11 protein-coding genes are annotated in these 16,336 nt (G+C 55.2%); 3 read left to right on the forward strand and 8 right to left on the reverse strand.

The window, feature by feature from the left end:
• Nucleotides 1–106: 106 nt before the first annotated feature.
• The 4 genes from KJ970_17135 to KJ970_17150 form a co-directional block, all read right to left on the reverse strand.
• The gene (locus KJ970_17135; protein ID MBU2692642.1) at nucleotides 107–1,351 is read right to left on the reverse strand and encodes a type II secretion system F family protein; all 1,245 of its coding nucleotides are present in this window, start codon (nucleotides 1,349–1,351) and stop codon (nucleotides 107–109) included.
• A 31-nt stretch (nucleotides 1,352–1,382) separates the two neighbouring features.
• Nucleotides 1,383–3,065 (reverse strand): GspE/PulE family protein, encoded by a 1,683-nt coding sequence (locus KJ970_17140; protein ID MBU2692643.1) that lies wholly within the window; start codon nucleotides 3,063–3,065, stop codon nucleotides 1,383–1,385.
• 422 nt (nucleotides 3,066–3,487) lie between these two features.
• Nucleotides 3,488–4,414: a P-loop NTPase gene (locus tag KJ970_17145; GenBank protein ID MBU2692644.1), complete on the reverse strand. Its 927-nt coding sequence runs from the start codon at nucleotides 4,412–4,414 to the stop codon at nucleotides 3,488–3,490.
• Between the two features lie 2 nt (nucleotides 4,415–4,416).
• The gene (locus KJ970_17150; protein ID MBU2692645.1) at nucleotides 4,417–5,373 is read right to left on the reverse strand and encodes a PilZ domain-containing protein; all 957 of its coding nucleotides are present in this window, start codon (nucleotides 5,371–5,373) and stop codon (nucleotides 4,417–4,419) included.
• A gap of 327 nt (nucleotides 5,374–5,700) precedes the next feature.
• Between KJ970_17150 and KJ970_17155 the strand changes: the two genes are divergently transcribed.
• Nucleotides 5,701–8,184: a T9SS type A sorting domain-containing protein gene (locus tag KJ970_17155; GenBank protein MBU2692646.1), complete on the forward strand. Its 2,484-nt coding sequence runs from the start codon at nucleotides 5,701–5,703 to the stop codon at nucleotides 8,182–8,184.
• A gap of 33 nt (nucleotides 8,185–8,217) precedes the next feature.
• Here the strand turns inward: KJ970_17155 and KJ970_17160 are convergent, their stop codons facing one another.
• The 3 genes from KJ970_17160 to KJ970_17170 form a co-directional block, all read right to left on the reverse strand.
• Nucleotides 8,218–10,395 carry a S46 family peptidase gene (locus KJ970_17160; protein ID MBU2692647.1) on the reverse strand — a complete coding sequence of 726 codons (2,178 nt, stop codon included), beginning with the start codon at nucleotides 10,393–10,395 and terminating at the stop codon, nucleotides 8,218–8,220.
• Nucleotides 10,396–10,491: 96 nt separating this feature from the next.
• The gene (locus KJ970_17165; protein MBU2692648.1) at nucleotides 10,492–11,271 is read right to left on the reverse strand and encodes a dienelactone hydrolase family protein; all 780 of its coding nucleotides are present in this window, start codon (nucleotides 11,269–11,271) and stop codon (nucleotides 10,492–10,494) included.
• 346 nt (nucleotides 11,272–11,617) lie between these two features.
• Nucleotides 11,618–13,363 carry a T9SS type A sorting domain-containing protein gene (locus KJ970_17170; protein ID MBU2692649.1) on the reverse strand — a complete coding sequence of 582 codons (1,746 nt, stop codon included), beginning with the start codon at nucleotides 13,361–13,363 and terminating at the stop codon, nucleotides 11,618–11,620.
• A gap of 193 nt (nucleotides 13,364–13,556) precedes the next feature.
• On the opposite strand from KJ970_17170, the gene KJ970_17175 reads away from it, so the two are divergent.
• The gene (locus KJ970_17175) at nucleotides 13,557–13,694 is read left to right on the forward strand and encodes a hypothetical protein (GenBank protein MBU2692650.1); all 138 of its coding nucleotides are present in this window, start codon (nucleotides 13,557–13,559) and stop codon (nucleotides 13,692–13,694) included.
• Nucleotides 13,691–14,812 carry a hypothetical protein gene (locus KJ970_17180; protein ID MBU2692651.1) on the forward strand — a complete coding sequence of 374 codons (1,122 nt, stop codon included), beginning with the start codon at nucleotides 13,691–13,693 and terminating at the stop codon, nucleotides 14,810–14,812. The genes KJ970_17175 and KJ970_17180 overlap by 4 nt, the downstream gene beginning before the upstream one ends.
• A 96-nt stretch (nucleotides 14,813–14,908) precedes the next feature.
• Here KJ970_17180 and KJ970_17185 read toward each other — a convergent pair.
• On the reverse strand, nucleotides 14,909–16,336 hold a 1,428-nt coding region (locus KJ970_17185; GenBank protein ID MBU2692652.1), incomplete at its 5' end, for a hypothetical protein.

Raw genomic sequence — 16,336 nt, forward strand, 5'->3', positions numbered from 1 at the left:
TGAACCCTCCTGCCACACATTGCAGCAATGACCCGGACCAAGTTACGGGACCAGCAGGTGCCTGCCGGGATACGGCACGCCGCCTGGATAACCCAGTCAACTTTGACTAGTAGTTATATCCCCCTTTCATAATCGCTTCCCCCAAATGGAAAATCGGGAGGAACATTGCGATGACAATGACCCCGATCATTGAACCCACTATGACAATCATCAGCGGTTCAATGAGCGAGGTTAATCCCTGCACTGAGGCCTCCACTTGTGTATCATAGAAATCCGAAGATTTTATGAGCATGGCGTCCATCTCTCCGGATTCCTCACCCGTACTCATTAATTGCAAAACCATTTCAGGGAAAACCCCTGTTGAACGGAACGAATCCGTAATTCCCTGTCCGGCCCCCACGCTTCGCTTTACTTTGCCGAGGGCATGGCCCACATAGGCATTGCCAACGGCCCCTTTTACCAGATCGATGCTTTCTAGGATCGGCAATCCCGATCGAATAAGTATGCCAAAAGTCCTGGCGAACCGGCTCATGACCGCCTTGCGTATGATCGGCCCAAAGATAGGTATCCGTATGAGAAACAGGTCACGCATATAGCGCCCCGATCTGGTTCGTGTCCAGACAAAGATAAGAGATAGAAAGAGAATCAAAGCTCCAGCTGTTAAGAAGGCGTTACTTCGAATGGTCTGCGAGATCGAAATCATCAAGAGGGTCAAACCGGGCAATTGTTGACCCAGATCCGCATAAATCCCTTCAAATGTCGGCACAATTTTCAGGAGAAGAAAAAGACCAGCGGCCACCGCGAACAGAAAGACAAAAACGGGATAGGCCATTGCCGACCGAACTTTTGTCTTTATAGCGTCAATTTTCTCAAGATAAACAGCGAGATCCTCCAGGATCTTGTCCAGGGTCCCTGCTCGCTCGCCGGCACGAATCATATTGATATACATGGAACTGAAAGCGGCCGGATGGGCTGACATGGCATTCGAAAGACTTTCTCCGCGTTCGATTTGTACGGCGATATCTTCGATAGCCCTGGATAAAGTCCGACTGCCCGCATCATCCGCCAACCCACGGAGTCCGCGAACCAGCGGGATCCCCGCCTCCATGATAGTCGCCAGCTGGCGGGTGAAGAGAGCGATTTCACGGACGCCGACCGATGTAATCGGTGTGCGGGCGAAACGCTTGAACCACGAAATATCCAGGCCCTGTCCGCGATCTTCGATGACATTGAGCACCGTGAGCCCGTTGGAATGCAGATCCCTGACGACATCATCAATGCTATTTCCGGAAATGAGGCCGGAGCGTTCCTCACCGGATCTCGTTTTTGCAATGTAAGCAAAGTTACCCATTATGCGCCTCAAAGGGTCAAGTGGCGGCGATTTATTCGTCGCCCAAACAAACTCTCATTACTTCTTCAAGCGTGGTTAACCCTGTCTCTACCTTCTCAAATCCGCTCTGACGCAACGTTTTCATGCCTTCTTTCAAAGCCAAGTGCCGGATTTCGCCGGCGGGACGGTTTTCTGCGATGAGTTGCCGTATGCCCGTTGTAATCGGCATCATCTCGACTATCGCAACTCGACCCGTATAGCCTCTTCCTTTGCAAAGGGCGCAGCCGCCGCCGCGCATAAAACGGATCGGCTTATCATTAACGTTCAACTGGCCGGGACTGGACACGGCGAGCAAGACCTCATCAGGAGGTTGATACTCTTCGAGACAATGACGGCAATTGCGACGTACCAAGCGCTGTGCAGCGACAAGCGTTAACGCGCTGGCCGCCATAAAGGACTCAATACCCATTGAGACAAGCCGCGTCGCGGTCGCCGGGGCGTCATTTGCATGAATAGTACTGAAGACCATGTGTCCGGTGAGTGCGGCTCGAACAGCAATATCAGCCGTATCAGCGTCACGGATCTCTCCAACCATAATAATATCGGGGTCCTGCCGGAGAAATGAACGCAGCGTGTTCGAAAATGTAATCTTTTTGCGGATATTTACTTGAACCTGATTAATCCGATCGATTTGATACTCCACAGGATCTTCAATCGTCGTGATGTTTCGCGTCTCATTCCGCAGTTCGAGAAGGCTCGCATAAAGCGTTGTCGATTTCCCAGACCCGGTCGGTCCTGAAAGCAAGATCATGCCATATGGATTATGAATCGCATTAGTAAATACCTTGTAATTGGTTTCGGAAAACCCCAAGTCCCTAAGGGAGAAATTAAACGTTGTTTTATCAAGAAGACGAAGGACAAGTTTTTCACCATGTAATGTTGGAATGGCTGAAACCCGAATATCCACTTCGCGCTGGTTCTTTTTATATGTAAACCGGCCGTCCTGGCAGGCGCGTCGCTCAGCAATATCCATATTGGCCAATATTTTGATCCGGGAGATAACACCGGTATAGACGGCTCGCGGGGGTGTTAGGGCATCATAGAGCAGGCCATCCATGCGAAACCGAATTACAAGATTATGCTCCTGCGGTTCTATGTGAATATCGGTCGCCCGATCCTCAAGCGACATTCCAATCATTTGATCAACGAGTTTAATGACCCCGGCATCCTGCGCCCGCCGTTGAACTTCATCTTCGTCGGGTTCGTCATCGGACGGGAGCATAACCTCAATCTCACCCATTACTTTATCGATGAGTTGATTGACGTTCCGGCTGCCTTCAACCCGGTTGTAATTCGTTTCACGGGTGCGCTCCAGGACGTCAGGAGGCGCCAGCAGATATTCGACGGATAGACCTTTGCGCATCGTAATTTTTTGTAACTGATCGCGGGCTTCAACGTCCAGAGGATCAGAAAGAGCCACGGTGAGGAACTCGTCGGCAAGCCGGATAGGCAAAACATTGTATCGCCGGGCGAATTCCAGCGGAATAAAGTCTATGGCGGCCGGCTCTATGGCATCCTTGGCGGGTTCAAACATGCGTAGGTTGAACTGCGTGGCTAGTGTATTGAGAAGATCGCTCTCGCCGATATATCCAAGTTTGCAGAGAATGCCACCGAGCCGCTCACGCGAATCCGATTGCAGCGCAAGTGCTTCATCCAATTGGCCGCGGGTAATCAATCCCCGCCCAACCAATAGATCACCAAGCTCAGATTTCCCATACCCTGAGACTTCAGGCGCTACACGACCCTCTCCATCCCATGAAGAGGTCGAATCAGGGTTTCCCGATGGCAACATATCGGCAGACGCTCCATCCCATAATGACCGTGTATCGAGATAATGAAATGCCAGGCCAGGGCGCTAAAGACGCCCGGACCCCAAAGTCCATTCCCGCTCCTCTAGTTGGATATCGGCCGCTCAACCCGGCATCCTTCAACCTTTCGGCCCCCCAGAGAACCCTTAAGCTCTTGTGGAAGTTTAAGCTATCGGCCGGGATCGATAGAGACAGCGGGAGCCGTTCGAAGGCATGAGGTTTGATACGGTTGGAAGTTGCGGGATCCGGGAACGGGTCTAGTCTACCAACATGTTGTTATTCATGACGATCAGGCCGCGGCATCTCTCGCTTCTGGCTGAGTTATCAGGTTATAGGCAATCTGATAGGCGGATTTTAGGGCGCCATCCTGAGCGTTTTGTGCGAATGTCCCCTGGTTCATCCGGGTCGCCCACCGCTCACAACTCATATCAAAGGGAATGGACCCCAGCGTTGTGCTCCCGATTTGCAGATGCTGCCGGCAGACTTCATGGATGACCTCGGCGATCCGCTTTTCACGGGGATCACGAACCATATTCAGGATGATGTCCACATGGAAAGATTCGACCGCCTGCGTTATGGCTGGAAGGGATTCCGGTATCTCTGAGGAAACCTCTTCAAAGATTTCCTCGACGGACCTGGGGATACTCTCATCCGGGTGATCACCCGAGCCATCAAGCAAGCCCCGCAAAGGTGTTGGCCAGAGGATGCGAGATATTTTCCGATACAACGCCGCTTTGATAAATCCATAGGCATTCTGGACTGATGTCGGCTGCGGTCGCAGCACGACAATCTTGCGCGGGCTGGCAAGAAAGAAATCAAGGGCTGTCAGATTCGTTCCCGCACCGAGATCGACTAATAGGAAGTCCGTGTCCAGTTTATCAATGGCTCGCAGAATTCGCGTTTTCCGGCTGAAGTTCGGATTAGCCAAGGACGGAATGTCCATGCCCCCGGCCAATAACGAGACATTCGGCATGAAAGTCTCTTGAAGAACTTCCTCGAGATTCTCCACTCGCCGCAGCAAGAAATCCTCGAGAGTGACCTCGGGCATTCTGTTTCCGAGCATTGTATGAAGGTTGGCGCCCCCAAAATCACCGTCCATTAAGATGACCCGTTTCTTCAGCCGGCCCAGCCAGTAGGCCAAGCTGATAGCCACAAGGCTCTTGCCCACACCCCCTTTACCGCCGCCGATACTGATGGTCTGCCGCGGTAATTCCACACTCAGAGATTGGTCGTTTTTGTGTCCCAGAGGCTCCATAAGAGTTGTTGATCCCTTTTTCTTTGTTTAATTAGCTGTTGAATGACTGCGACCTGCTCAGGTATCGCCTCCTGAAACTTCGCGCCGAATCGAATCATTTTCCGTCCACGAACTTCTTCTTCCTTGCACCACATGATTGTGGCGAATGTATGTACATTGTCTTTCCTCGAAGGGAGAACGATTTCCAGGCGGATACGCCGGTCTTTCAACTCCGCCGGCTTTAAACAGCCGTAAAGATCCACAAGCTGGAGCCCCATACCCATCGGCGAAAGGTCCACCAACGCGGCTTCATATTTTTGGAATTTGAGATTTGAGTCGGGGTGTCCCACCAATGAAAAGTAAACCGGCATCGGGACTTTCGTTCTCGTGTTCTTTCTATTCCAGACCGGACTTGAACTATCCGGCAGCGAATTCACAATGCGAAGGTAGAGGAGCATACCATGGGGCGCATCCGGTTGAATCGGGGTCTCATCATGACAGACCAGCCAATCACTTTGAGGCTTATCAACCTCCCCCGCTGACGCAGCCTGAAAGATCAAAGAGGTTTTCATCAAGTTGTTCCATGCAACCGATGGCCGGTTTGTCCCCAATAACTTCGTTGCCAAGAGATCGACCGTCGCCGGGCGGATATCGGATAGAGCCTCCCTCTCCAACAGCGAGGCAAGCAGAGGGGCCAAGTCATTCCCTTCCCGGTCATTCAGAGACAGAATTTTAAGAAGGGTCAGAGCGCGGAGAATGGATCCTTCTGAAATGAAATGTTCGAAGAGTTCCTTGACCTCATCATCAGAGATACTTTCTCGGTCTATTCCAATGACGGATGAGAACCGATCGGAAATATTCCCCGGACTTGAATCGCTGAAGAGATCCAGGATCTCAAAGCGTCCCTCGAGGACCCTCTTTAACTTGTCCCTAGGACTCATAACCTGAACCCTCACATTTAGCTTTAAAGACACCACAATCAAAAGACCAGGCTCTTTTACTCATCGGCAGACATGCCCATCTTCTCGATTCGATTTCATGGAGTTCAGTGGACTTTGGAGAATTCCTGAAGTGAGAGGGCGCCCCGATCAGAAAGCGCTCTAACGTGTTATGATATAATGAGATAGATATATGGAGCCGTTGAGAATAGCACGGAGGGCTCTCCTTCGCCCTGCCCAAGGTGGAGGATGCGGCGTGAATCTCATCATTTCCGGTGCTGTCTGAGGTAAGATAAACACGGTATAATAGCCTCCGGGAGGATAACCACCATGGCTCAAACGAAATCATTCTATTTGAAAGCCGCCCTGCTCTCTCTGACATTCATCATCTTCAGTGGAACGGCCGCCCACGCGACATCATCCGGCTCGGTAAGCTTTTGGCCTGAAGCCGATGATCTCTTTGTTCCCGAGCGCCCGACGCCGCAAATGCCGCCGGAGAGAATTTTTGATGATGTCCTGTTCAACCGCGAGATTCCCGATGTGAGATCCCTTCATGGACCCGAGGGGGCCATGATCCGAATCATTGTTCCCGACCCCAACGATTCACAGATGATTTATTTGGGAACCTTCACCGGTGGGATTCATCGATCTTCTGACGGGGGAAACAGCTGGACCAGCCTCAATCAGGGGCTCACCCAGATCGACTACCGCGCCTTGGGTGTCCATCCGACGGAATCGAATATCCTGCTGGCGGCCGGTTTCGCCGCGGGGCCGGTGCGCAGTGAAGACGGTGGCCAGACGTGGTCCTGGTCCCATACTGGAACCGACACCGGGACCGGTATCGAATTCGCTTTCGATCCGATCGATCCATCGCGGGTTTACTATTTATCCAGCAGCCGGGTCTATGTCAGTCCCGATACCGGCAAGACTTGGACTGAGATCCCGATTCCCGGGGCCAGCGCCAGAAACGCCATCGCCATTGATCCCCTGGATCCCACCCGCCTGCTGATCGGAACCAACAGCGGTCTCTTCATTTCGACCGATTCAGGCTCATCTTGGGCCGCGCATAACGATGACTTCAGCGCGGTATCCTCTTTAACAATTAGAGAGATCATCTTTGACGCACAGGATCCGTTACTGGCCTATTTGGCATTTTGGGCTCACAATACCGGCGTCGACGGCGGCGTCTATCGTTCAACCGATGGCGGTCTAACCTGGGCCTCGGCCAATTCCGGGATTCCCGCCTACTCGAATTTCGATTATCATTCCATGACGTGTGATCCCTTCAATGAAGGACATGCCTATGCGGCTCTCTACAGCCACGGCGTGTATAAGACCACCAACGGCGGATTGACCTGGAGCAGTTCCTCAAATGGGATCCCCACCGGTGCGCGGCAATGCTGGGCGGTGGCGGCTTCACAAAACCCCGGCGGCGTGTACGCCGGGAATGCGGTTCCGGCGGGAGGGTTTTACAACAGCACCGATGCCGGCGCCAGCTGGTCCCGGTCGACCACTGGGCTCTATGCAGAAGACATAAACGCCCTCGAGTCCGACCCTTTCGTCCCCCTGCGTTTCTGTGTCGGTATCAGAGGCGGCATCCACCGCTGGACCGGTGATACCGGGCGCCCCGGTGATGGACGCGAGGCGGTTTGGGAGAGGATTTGCCCTGATCTTCCCACGCAGGGCATGCCGGATCGCGTTTATAACACTTTGGCCATATTCCCCTCCGGATTGTACATTTCACACTCACTCAGATTGCACTCGGGCGTCTATGTTTCTACCGACGATGGAGTGTCGACGCAGGAGCGGCCCAACGAGAGTCATTGGACAAAGTCCATCGGCGTCAATCCCATAGACCCCACCGATCTCTACACCGGCACATTCTATGACGGCATCTTCGAATCGACGGATGCGGGAGTGACATGGAGCGAGCGAAACGTGGGGTTGACGAATCCAGCCTGCAATAAGATCATCGCGGCCCACGATAATCCCCTGCGGATCTTTGCGGGCATGAGCGATGGCCTCTATCGATCCACTAATGGTGGCGCGAACTGGAATATCCTAAATAATGGTCTTCCTGCGGCGGGTATCGCTGATATCGATATCGATCCGCTGAATTCATCGCGTATGTTCACGGTCGTCGGCGCCGCCGTGGGATCCCCCTGCGTCTACCGCTCGGAGGATGGCGGAGACCTTTGGGAGCCCCTGGATATACCGGGAATCGGCCTGGCGGTCTTTGAATTTATTGAAAAGTTGGACATTTCCGCGGCCGATCCTGATTTCATCGCTGGGATCGATCCATTTGATCAAGTTCTTGTGGGAAACCCCACCACGCCGCATATTGTCTATTCAGAAGATGGTGGAGACCATTGGACTCTTCTGGCCGACGATCGCGCCTATGTCGATATGACTATCCTGCCGACCGCTGATCCCGTCATACTCGCGGGAGCCGTGGGCGAGGGGATTTTGCAGATTTATGGTCCTTCACTGGAATCCTCGGATGTCGAGGATGGAGACCCGGATCTCCACCCCGGCCGTCAAGTATCCCTCAGGAGCTTCCCCAACCCGTTTCATCGCAGCACGAGCCTTCGCTATGAGTTGCCTGCACAAACGCAGGTCAGGCTGTCGATCTATGATCTGACCGGACGCCTCGTGCGGCAATTCAACAATCTTGGGGAACTGGAAGCAGGCCGCTATCAGGTGGTTTGGGATGGCACCGATGATACCGGCCGCGAACTTGGATCCGGCGTTTATTTTCTCCGGCTGAAAACACGCTTCGATGAAGCAACACAGCGCGTCCTGAGAACGCGATAAAGAGGCCTCTTCCAAGTTTCAAAGGGATGCGGGTTATTCTCCGGCGAAGCTGGGTTTCACCCCCATCTCCTTTAACAAACGGTGGGCCTTGTCCACCCTATCCATGACCCACAGCATATAGCGAACATCGGTATGGATAGAACGCACCCGCTCGTCTTCGTAGTACCAATCCGACAAGAGGCTTTCCCAAGCTCCGTCGAACAGCAAGCCCGCAAGCTCCCCGCGGCCGTTGAGAGTCGGCGATCCTGAATTACCACCGGTCGTGTCCAGTGTCGACAGGAAATCCAGTGGCACCGATCCCAGATTCTCGAGACCATAGGGGCCGTATTCACCCGCGCGAATCGCCTCCAGCAGAGCGGGGGGTGAATCAAAGGGTTCTTCGCCGGTTTCCTTTTCGAGAAGCCCCTCAAGCGTGGTGAAGGGAAGATACCAGACACCGTCTCTCGGCTCATATCCGGCCACATGACCCGTCGTCACCCGGAGTGTGGAGTTGGCATCGGAATAGACCGAAACGCCCCGGCTGCGCTGATAGGCGATCAGCGCCTCCATAAACCGCGGCCGGACGTCCTCGAATTCTCCCTTGAGGGCCTCTTCCTCATCCTCCATCTCGCGTTCTGCAGGATAGAGCGCGACGGCAAGACGGATGAAGGGGTCCGCGCTCGCTTCGAACTCTTCAACCGAAGCGTCCATCCACCCAAGCCGGGTATCTAAATCTTCCAATTTGGTTTTGTTGTACATTTCATCGAGTATCCGATCCAATGCCGCGTCATCAGCGCCGCCGGGACCAATGCCGAAATAATTATCAAAGGCAGCGATTCTGTTTTCAGGTGCGAGGGTCGCATACATGAGGATCCGGTCTTTTGAAACCTGCCGATCGACACGGGCGTCATAAGACGTCTCCATCCGTTCCAGACGACGGCGCATGCGATCCAGATCGCGCTCCTGATAACCGGGTTCCCGCTCCATATCGGGTTTCTTCCGCTCTTGCGAGAGGCGGTAGAGCCGGGATGCAGAGCTCAACATCGACCAGCGGCTCACGACACCCCAGTAGAGATCGCGTTCCTGATACTTTTGATCCTTGACCAGCAAAGCCTGTAGTTCTTCAAGCGCCGTGCCATAGGCGGCATTGTTTTCCGGATCAGCGTCGATCCAGGCTTCCAGGCCCGCTTCCAGCTCGCGCTTCGCCGCGACCACATCGGTGCGATCGAATCCGGCGAGCATCCCTGCATAGTTCTTGGTCGTATTGTTAAGTCCTGAGATCATCGGGGCGAGTTTAAGCTTCGCATCGGGATATTGTTCAACCGCCCGATCTATGGAAGCTAAAAGATCCCCATAGACTTTAGCCCGCATCGGATAGTACCAGTTGATGCGGTTCTCGACTTCGTCGGCAAGGCGGTACCGGTTGGTCCCGCCCGGATAACCGGCAACCATGACAAAATCACCGTCCTTCACCCCATCCACCGCAATCCGCAGCCAGTGCTCCGGATGATACGGCACATTTTCGGGCGCCGGATCGGCGGGCTTGCCGTCCGGACCGACATAAGCTCTGAGGAATGAGAAATCTCCGGTGTGGCGGGGCCACATCCAGTTGTCGACATCGCCGCCGTACTTTCCCACCGACCGGGCGGGCGCATAAACAAGGCGCACATCGCGGATTTCCATCTGAGTGAATAATTGATAAAGAACACCGCCGTAGAAGGAACTCACACGGCAGCGCACACCCTCTTGTTTTTCGCATTCAGCAATCAGACTTTTCTCGGCGGCCTCGATGGCGTCGTAACGCTCCTTGCCTTTTGCACCCTCCGGAATCGCGGAAAGAATCCTCTCGGTCACATCTTCTACATTTGTTGTCACCAGAACCCGGCTTCCGGGCGCCGCCGGCAACTCCTCCTCGAACGAGCGGGCGAGGAAACCGTGTTCGAGAATATTGTTCTCCTCCGTGGAGTTATGTTGGATAGAACCGTAGGCGCAATGGTGATTGGTCACGACCAATCCCTGCTCTGAAACGAAGGAGGCCGTGCACCCCCCGAGCCAGATGACGGCGCCCATGGGGTAGGCTGTCAGGTCGGCTAAAGAAGCCGCATCGATCTCGAGCCCGGCCGCTTCCAATTCCGCCGCCAGCTCAGGCAGCTGGCTCGGCATCCACATCCCCTCATCGGCCGCGGATGAAAAGGCCATGCACATCAGCGCACAAATCAGCAGACCCCGCATGATTCCCCCCTCCAGGACAAAATGAACCCGTGATACAATCAGCAGGACGACGGCCCAGGTGACTTGACCGTCGCATAATAGCTGCTACTGAGCCGATTATTCAAAAATCTCGGCGAAAAAATCCTGCATATGCTGCCAGGAGCGTTGATCAGCCGCTTGATTATAGGCGACGCCACGCGACGGATCGTTCCCGGCCCCCTTCTGAGTGAAAGCGTGGACGGCGCCCGCGTACAGGATCAATTGGTAATCAACCCCCGCGGCCTCCATCTCCTCTACAAAACCGCGCACCGCGTCCGGGCCGACATGGGGATCAATGGCGCCGTGGCAAACGAGAATCTTCGCCTTGATCGACTTGGCATCCTCAGGGTTCGGCGTATCCAGACTTCCATGGAAACTTACAACACCGGCCAAATCGGCGCCGTAACGCGCCAGCTCAAGAACACCACCGCCGCCAAAACAGTAACCGATAGCGGCAACGCGTTCTGTATCCACCAGGGAATGGCGCTCAAGTCGCGCGAGCCCGGCGGCCAGGCGCTCACGGAAGAGAGCCCGGTTGCCGTAATACTTCCCGGCCTGTTCCTGAGCTTCTTGCACATTGGTTGGGCGAATGCCGCGGCCATAGACATCCGCGGCAAAGGCCACATATCCCATCTTGGCGAGCATCTCGGCCCGCATCTTTTCGTTTTCACTCAATCCCATCCATTGATGAACAATGAGGATTCCAGGCCGACGCGCCGAAAAGGCGTCGTCATAGGCAAGATACCCTTCCAGCGCGACGCCATTATCCTCGTAGACGACTGGTTGCGTGATGAGTTTGGCTGACACGGGTATCCCTCCTGTGAGCACAATCATCAAAACAACGGCAATGCGTAACATGTTCACCCCCTATCATCACCAAGGAACAAAGCGGCAGGAACATGAAAGAAACAGGGATATCCTATCTTGGTTCCATTAAAAAGGCGACAGATAATCCAGTGAGGTTGACGGCCCCATCGGATTGTCTTCTCACTCCCTCGCCCAAGTCGACCGCTAATCTACTATAATAACTCTTTTCGTCTCACTAAGATCTTTCGTCCTGAACTTGTAGAGGAAGACGGATGAAAGCCGCTCAGCGAATAGTCATTGCGCGCACGATGCCGGATGCGGGTGAGCGCGGGCTTCCGGTGGTGGAACCCATGGGGCCCCGGCGTGCCGAGGCCCCACATCTCAGGTTCACTGCCAATTAGCGGCGTAGCACTAACTTTTTGCTCATACTCTGCGTTTCGCTCGCCAGGCGGATGAAGTAGATGCCTGGCTGAGCGGGGCGGCCTGCCGCATCCTGGCCGTCCCACATGACCGAGTACACTCCGGCTTCGAACGAGCCCTCCGCAAGCGTGCGCACCCGGCGCCCGCCCACATCATAGATTTCCAGTTTCGCCTGCTGGGCTGTCGGCAAGGCGAAATTAACCGTGGATGACCCGCCGGTTGGATTGGGAAAAACGCTGTGGATGCCGAACTTGAGGCCGTTCAGGCTGGATCCTACGCCCGCCGTACCACAATCGCAGGTGATGGCGCAGAGATCGATCACGCCCGGAACATTTTCACAGAGGAAAGTCACCTGGAAACAGCAAGTGTCAGGCACCGCCGCACCGGCCGCCGCCGTGACTTTGATGTAACCGGACCATGTCGGAGGCACGGGATTGGGAGCGGGCGTGATCTGATCCTCGTCCACCAATATGGCGCTGTAATCCTGACAGAGTCCCGAAATCGTCCAGGGCATATCCGTCGGACAGACCAGTTCCGCAACGTGGATCAACGAGGCGCCGCCGCCGGCGCACACCGTCAGATCTCCAAAATGATAGTTCACCTGGCCGGGGCCGCCGGAGCCATCCCAGGCGATATCGACATTGCCGTCCCAATGATCGCTTGTCGGGCACGGTCCACCCGGAGGCGGTTCGCCCTGCGTGATTGGATTCGGCGGCAGATCGGCGAGCGCTACCTCGAAGAAGATATCGAAGAAGCTATCAGGCGCCAGCGCTGGAACATCGAACTGCCCGATGGGGCCGAAATCCGGCATGAACGCGCCGAACTCCTGCGAGTTCATCGTTCCACTGATCATTGATGTTGTCTCCGTCAAACTCGGATTGTCCCAGCGCAGGTGGAATTGAACAATGTCAGTTCCCGGCAGGGTCTCCCAATCAACCGCACCGAGGTCCGGATTCGACCCCGCTGTACCACAATCACAGGTGATGGCGCAGAGATCGATCACGCCTGGCACGCCATCGCAGAAAAGGGTCACCTGGAAGCAGCAAGTATCGGGCACCGCCGCACCGGCCGCCGCCGTGACACTGATATAACCGGTCCATCCCGGAGGCACTGGGTTGGGAGCGGGTGTGATCATGTCCTCCTCAACCAAGATGGCATTGAAATCCGGGCAGAGACCGGTGATTGACCATGTCATGCCGGCCGGGCTGGTGCAGGTCAATGTGCGGAAGTGGATCAGCGAGGCGCCGCCGCCCGGACAGACCATGAGTTCCCCCGCATGGTAATCGACCTCCCCTTGCTCTCCAGCGCCATTCCATAAGACGTCGATATTCCCGTCCCAGTGATCACCAGGCGGACAAGGAACATCCAATCCGTCACCAGTATTCGCCTCGGGCGGATTCTGAGGCAGCTCGGCGAGCGGAATTTCTATGAAGACATCAAAGAAGCTGTCGGGCGCCAGCGGCGGAATATCGAAGGGCCGCGGAGATCCGAAGCCCGGCAGGAATACCCCAAATTCCTGTGGGGTCAGTGTCCCACTGACCGGGCCGGTGGGCTCGGCATCGGCGTTGATAAAACGCAGATGAAACTCCACGTTATCCCCAACGGTACTCCAGTCGATGTTTGAGTGAGGCAAACTCACTGAGGCGATGGCGGGAGTCAAACAGACCGCCAGACCGAGGCAAAGCGCCGCAAGGTATCGCAGCGCATGGTCAAATCTAGACATAACGTATCTCCTCTCGAATTCGAAGGCGGATGCCCTTGCAGGCGCCTTTGCAGAGCCGAAAATCTCTCGAGAAATCCATGAAGGCCCTTTCAAAAGCAGACCTTCTTATAAAACATTGCAATATATCTAATATTTTCAGACGCCGTCAAGAAATTATTTACATTTAAGTAATGATTTATGGGATTTCCTCTTTTTGGCCCCCAACCGGTGGCATCCCCTGGCGGGCGGCACGGGGAAAGAGGCGTCGGATGCAAGCGGCTCCCGGACCGTCTATACTTGGCCGGTGATGTCACATCGAGACGACAAGGCCGGCGCCAAGGAGATCCCTTGAACCCACGCCATGGTCAACAGAGCCCCCATCCGGCTCGACCGCAGCGAAGCCGCATTCACCGGCGCTTTCTCCGCGATTTCCAGGCCGGCGGCCACCTTGACCTCTTCCTGGTCGCGGCCGTCTCCTCGGTGCTGGTCATCCGCTTCTATCTCGACATCACCGGCTACCCGAAAATCGGCCTTGGGCAGCTGCACATCGCCCACCTCCTCTGGGGCGGACTGCTCATGACCACCTGCGTGGTTCTCGCCCTCTCCTATTTGGACCGGGGCGCGCGCGAGCTGGCGGCCCTGGTGGGGGGCGTGGGGTTCGGCATGTTCATCGACGAGGTGGGCAAGTTTGTCACCCGGGACAACGACTACTTCTTCCAACCGGCGCCGGCGATCATCTATGTGATTTTCATTATTGTTTATTTGGCCGTGAGGTCGATCCACCGCGAACGGATCGCGACCCGTGAGGAGTATCTGGTCAACGCGCTCAAAGAGACCGAGGAACTCGCCCTGCGCGACTTGAGCTCGGAGGAACGGGACCGGGCTTTGTTCTACCTGGAACAGAGCGGCTCCCGGGAACCCTTGGCCGTCGGACTGCGAGCGCTGCTCCAGAATGCGGATCTGGTCTCGGATAGACCCGGTCAGGCTGAGCGCTGGCGCCGGCGCGCCATCGACATCTATCGGCGGATCACGGAACTGGCCCTCTTCCACACCACGCTGGTCCTTTTCTTCATCGGTCAGCTGATTGTGAAGCTGCTCTACGTCGCGCTCTTATTGGACAAGAAAGGGCGAATTGCCATCGATCGCATCCCCTGGCCGGGAAGAGCTTTAACAATACATCGTATGGAAGGATTCGCCGACGCGGCCTTGCTGGGTTCGTCCTTGCTGGCCGCGGCGCTGGTGGCGGCCGGCGTCTTCCTGATCCGGCGGTCCCGGCTCCAAGCCTACCGGATGTTTCAGCGGTCGATCCTGGTTTCCATTCTCTTCGGCCAAGTGTTTATGTTCTACCGGGAGGAGTGGGGGGCGCTCATTGGATTGGCGTTCAACCTGTTCTTGTTCATAGCCCTCCGCTACATGATCGAACGAGAGGTGAGCCTCAGCTATGAGGGAATTTCTGCAAGGGATAAATAATTCGGAGATAGTATGGGACATTGCGCCTGGGACACTGCGCCTGAGCCCAACAAGTAATGATCGTGCCTAATCGCCTCCGATTTGACTGCACGTAAATTATTTAAGAAGCACCATCCTTATGGCTCCTGTATATTTGGGTGTTTTCATCTTGGCAAAATAAACACCCGACACCACCTCATCGCCTGAGCGGTCTCTTCCATCCCAAGTAACCCGATTTAGACCCGGTCCCCGTTCATCATTCAGGAGCGTCGTAATGTATTCCCCTCGGACATTATATATTTCCAAGATCACATTGGCGCTGTTGGGCAGCATGAAAGACACCTGAGTGCTTGGATAGAATGGATTGGGGTGGTTTGCGATAAGCCTGGCCCCTGACGCCAAATCACCCATTGAAATGACCGTGACTTCGTAATCTTCCAATTCACCATCCTTGGCATACCAGGCGTTTTCCGTCTGAATGGATCGGAACAGCTTCTCGGTGGAAAAGCGGAACCGCGCATAGGTATCCCCCAGTTGCGCATCCGGCGGCATATCAAACGACAAGTAGTTAACACCCGCGGTCAGAGGTTCTTCACAGAAGATCTGATCTTCAGCGTCATCCCAATCATAATCTTGATTGAAGTCAATGAAGCCGTTCAAGAATCCCGCGACGGAGGCGGTTACCTCAAGATTCGCCGTTTCCCCTGCTATCAAGGATGAGGCAAAGGTTACGCCGTCGTCGTCGCTAATCCCGTCCGCGCCGTCACCGGTGGCATCGGCATTGGGCTGCCCGTCGGCCTCGGAATCGACCGACTGGCCCAGGTACACACCCTCGGCGATAGGGTGGCGCCAGGCGTCGTCGGGCTTGGCTCCCAACTGCATCTGCGTGGGATATGGTAGAGGAGCGTCGCCATAATCGAATGCGACGATCTCCTCCACATACGTGAATTGATAGTCTTCCACCTCGCCCACGCCGCCATAACCTGTGTAGTCGGCGGTAGTGGTCGCGTCCTGATAGCAGCGAAGCCGAAGATTGTATATGCCGGGAGTGAGGTTGAGATTGAACGTAACCAGCCCAAAACTCACCGTCGCATCATACGGAGAACTGTTCATTATGGTCATATCCCAGCCATTGTTCTGCCAGCTGCCATCCCGGTCCCAATCAATCCACATGCCGATTTTGACCGAAGCGTTCGACACAATGGTAACGGATTGGTTAAAGAGCAATGTGCCTCCGGTGATACTGACCGAAGCTTCCTCATCATCGATGCCGTCATTGTCATCCCCCATCGCATTGGCGTCGGGTTGCCCGTCGGTTTCAGAATCCACGGCGGCGCCCCACTTGAATGCAGAATCGATCGTATGGTAGGCGCCCTGATCGCTCATCTTCGTAGGGTAGGGTGAGGGCGCATCGCCGAAGTCGTACTCGACCTCTTCCTCCGCTTCTTGGATCTCTACAGCATAATCCTCCACCTCGCCATCCAGCGCGGAACCCTCAGGACCCGCGATGGAACTCTTCGAGAACCGGAAGCGCGCATAGGTCGC

The organism is Candidatus Eisenbacteria bacterium, assembly GCA_018831195.1.
GTDB lineage: Bacteria > Eisenbacteria > RBG-16-71-46 > CAIMUX01 > JAHJDP01 > JAHJDP01.

What these genes read in the sequence shown, in the direction of transcription:
- KJ970_17150 (MBU2692645.1), bottom strand. Translation starts at nt 5,373, where the DNA reads ATGAGTCCTAGGGACAAGTTAAAGAGGGTCCTCGAGGGACGCTTTGAG.
- KJ970_17170 (MBU2692649.1), bottom strand. Translation starts at nt 13,363, where the DNA reads ATGTCTAGATTTGACCATGCGCTGCGATACCTTGCGGCGCTTTGCCTC.
- KJ970_17160 (MBU2692647.1), bottom strand. Translation starts at nt 10,395, where the DNA reads ATGCGGGGTCTGCTGATTTGTGCGCTGATGTGCATGGCCTTTTCATCC.
- KJ970_17135 (MBU2692642.1), bottom strand. Translation starts at nt 1,351, where the DNA reads ATGGGTAACTTTGCTTACATTGCAAAAACGAGATCCGGTGAGGAACGC.
- KJ970_17155 (MBU2692646.1), top strand. Translation starts at nt 5,701, where the DNA reads ATGGCTCAAACGAAATCATTCTATTTGAAAGCCGCCCTGCTCTCTCTG.
- KJ970_17165 (MBU2692648.1), bottom strand. Translation starts at nt 11,271, where the DNA reads ATGTTACGCATTGCCGTTGTTTTGATGATTGTGCTCACAGGAGGGATA.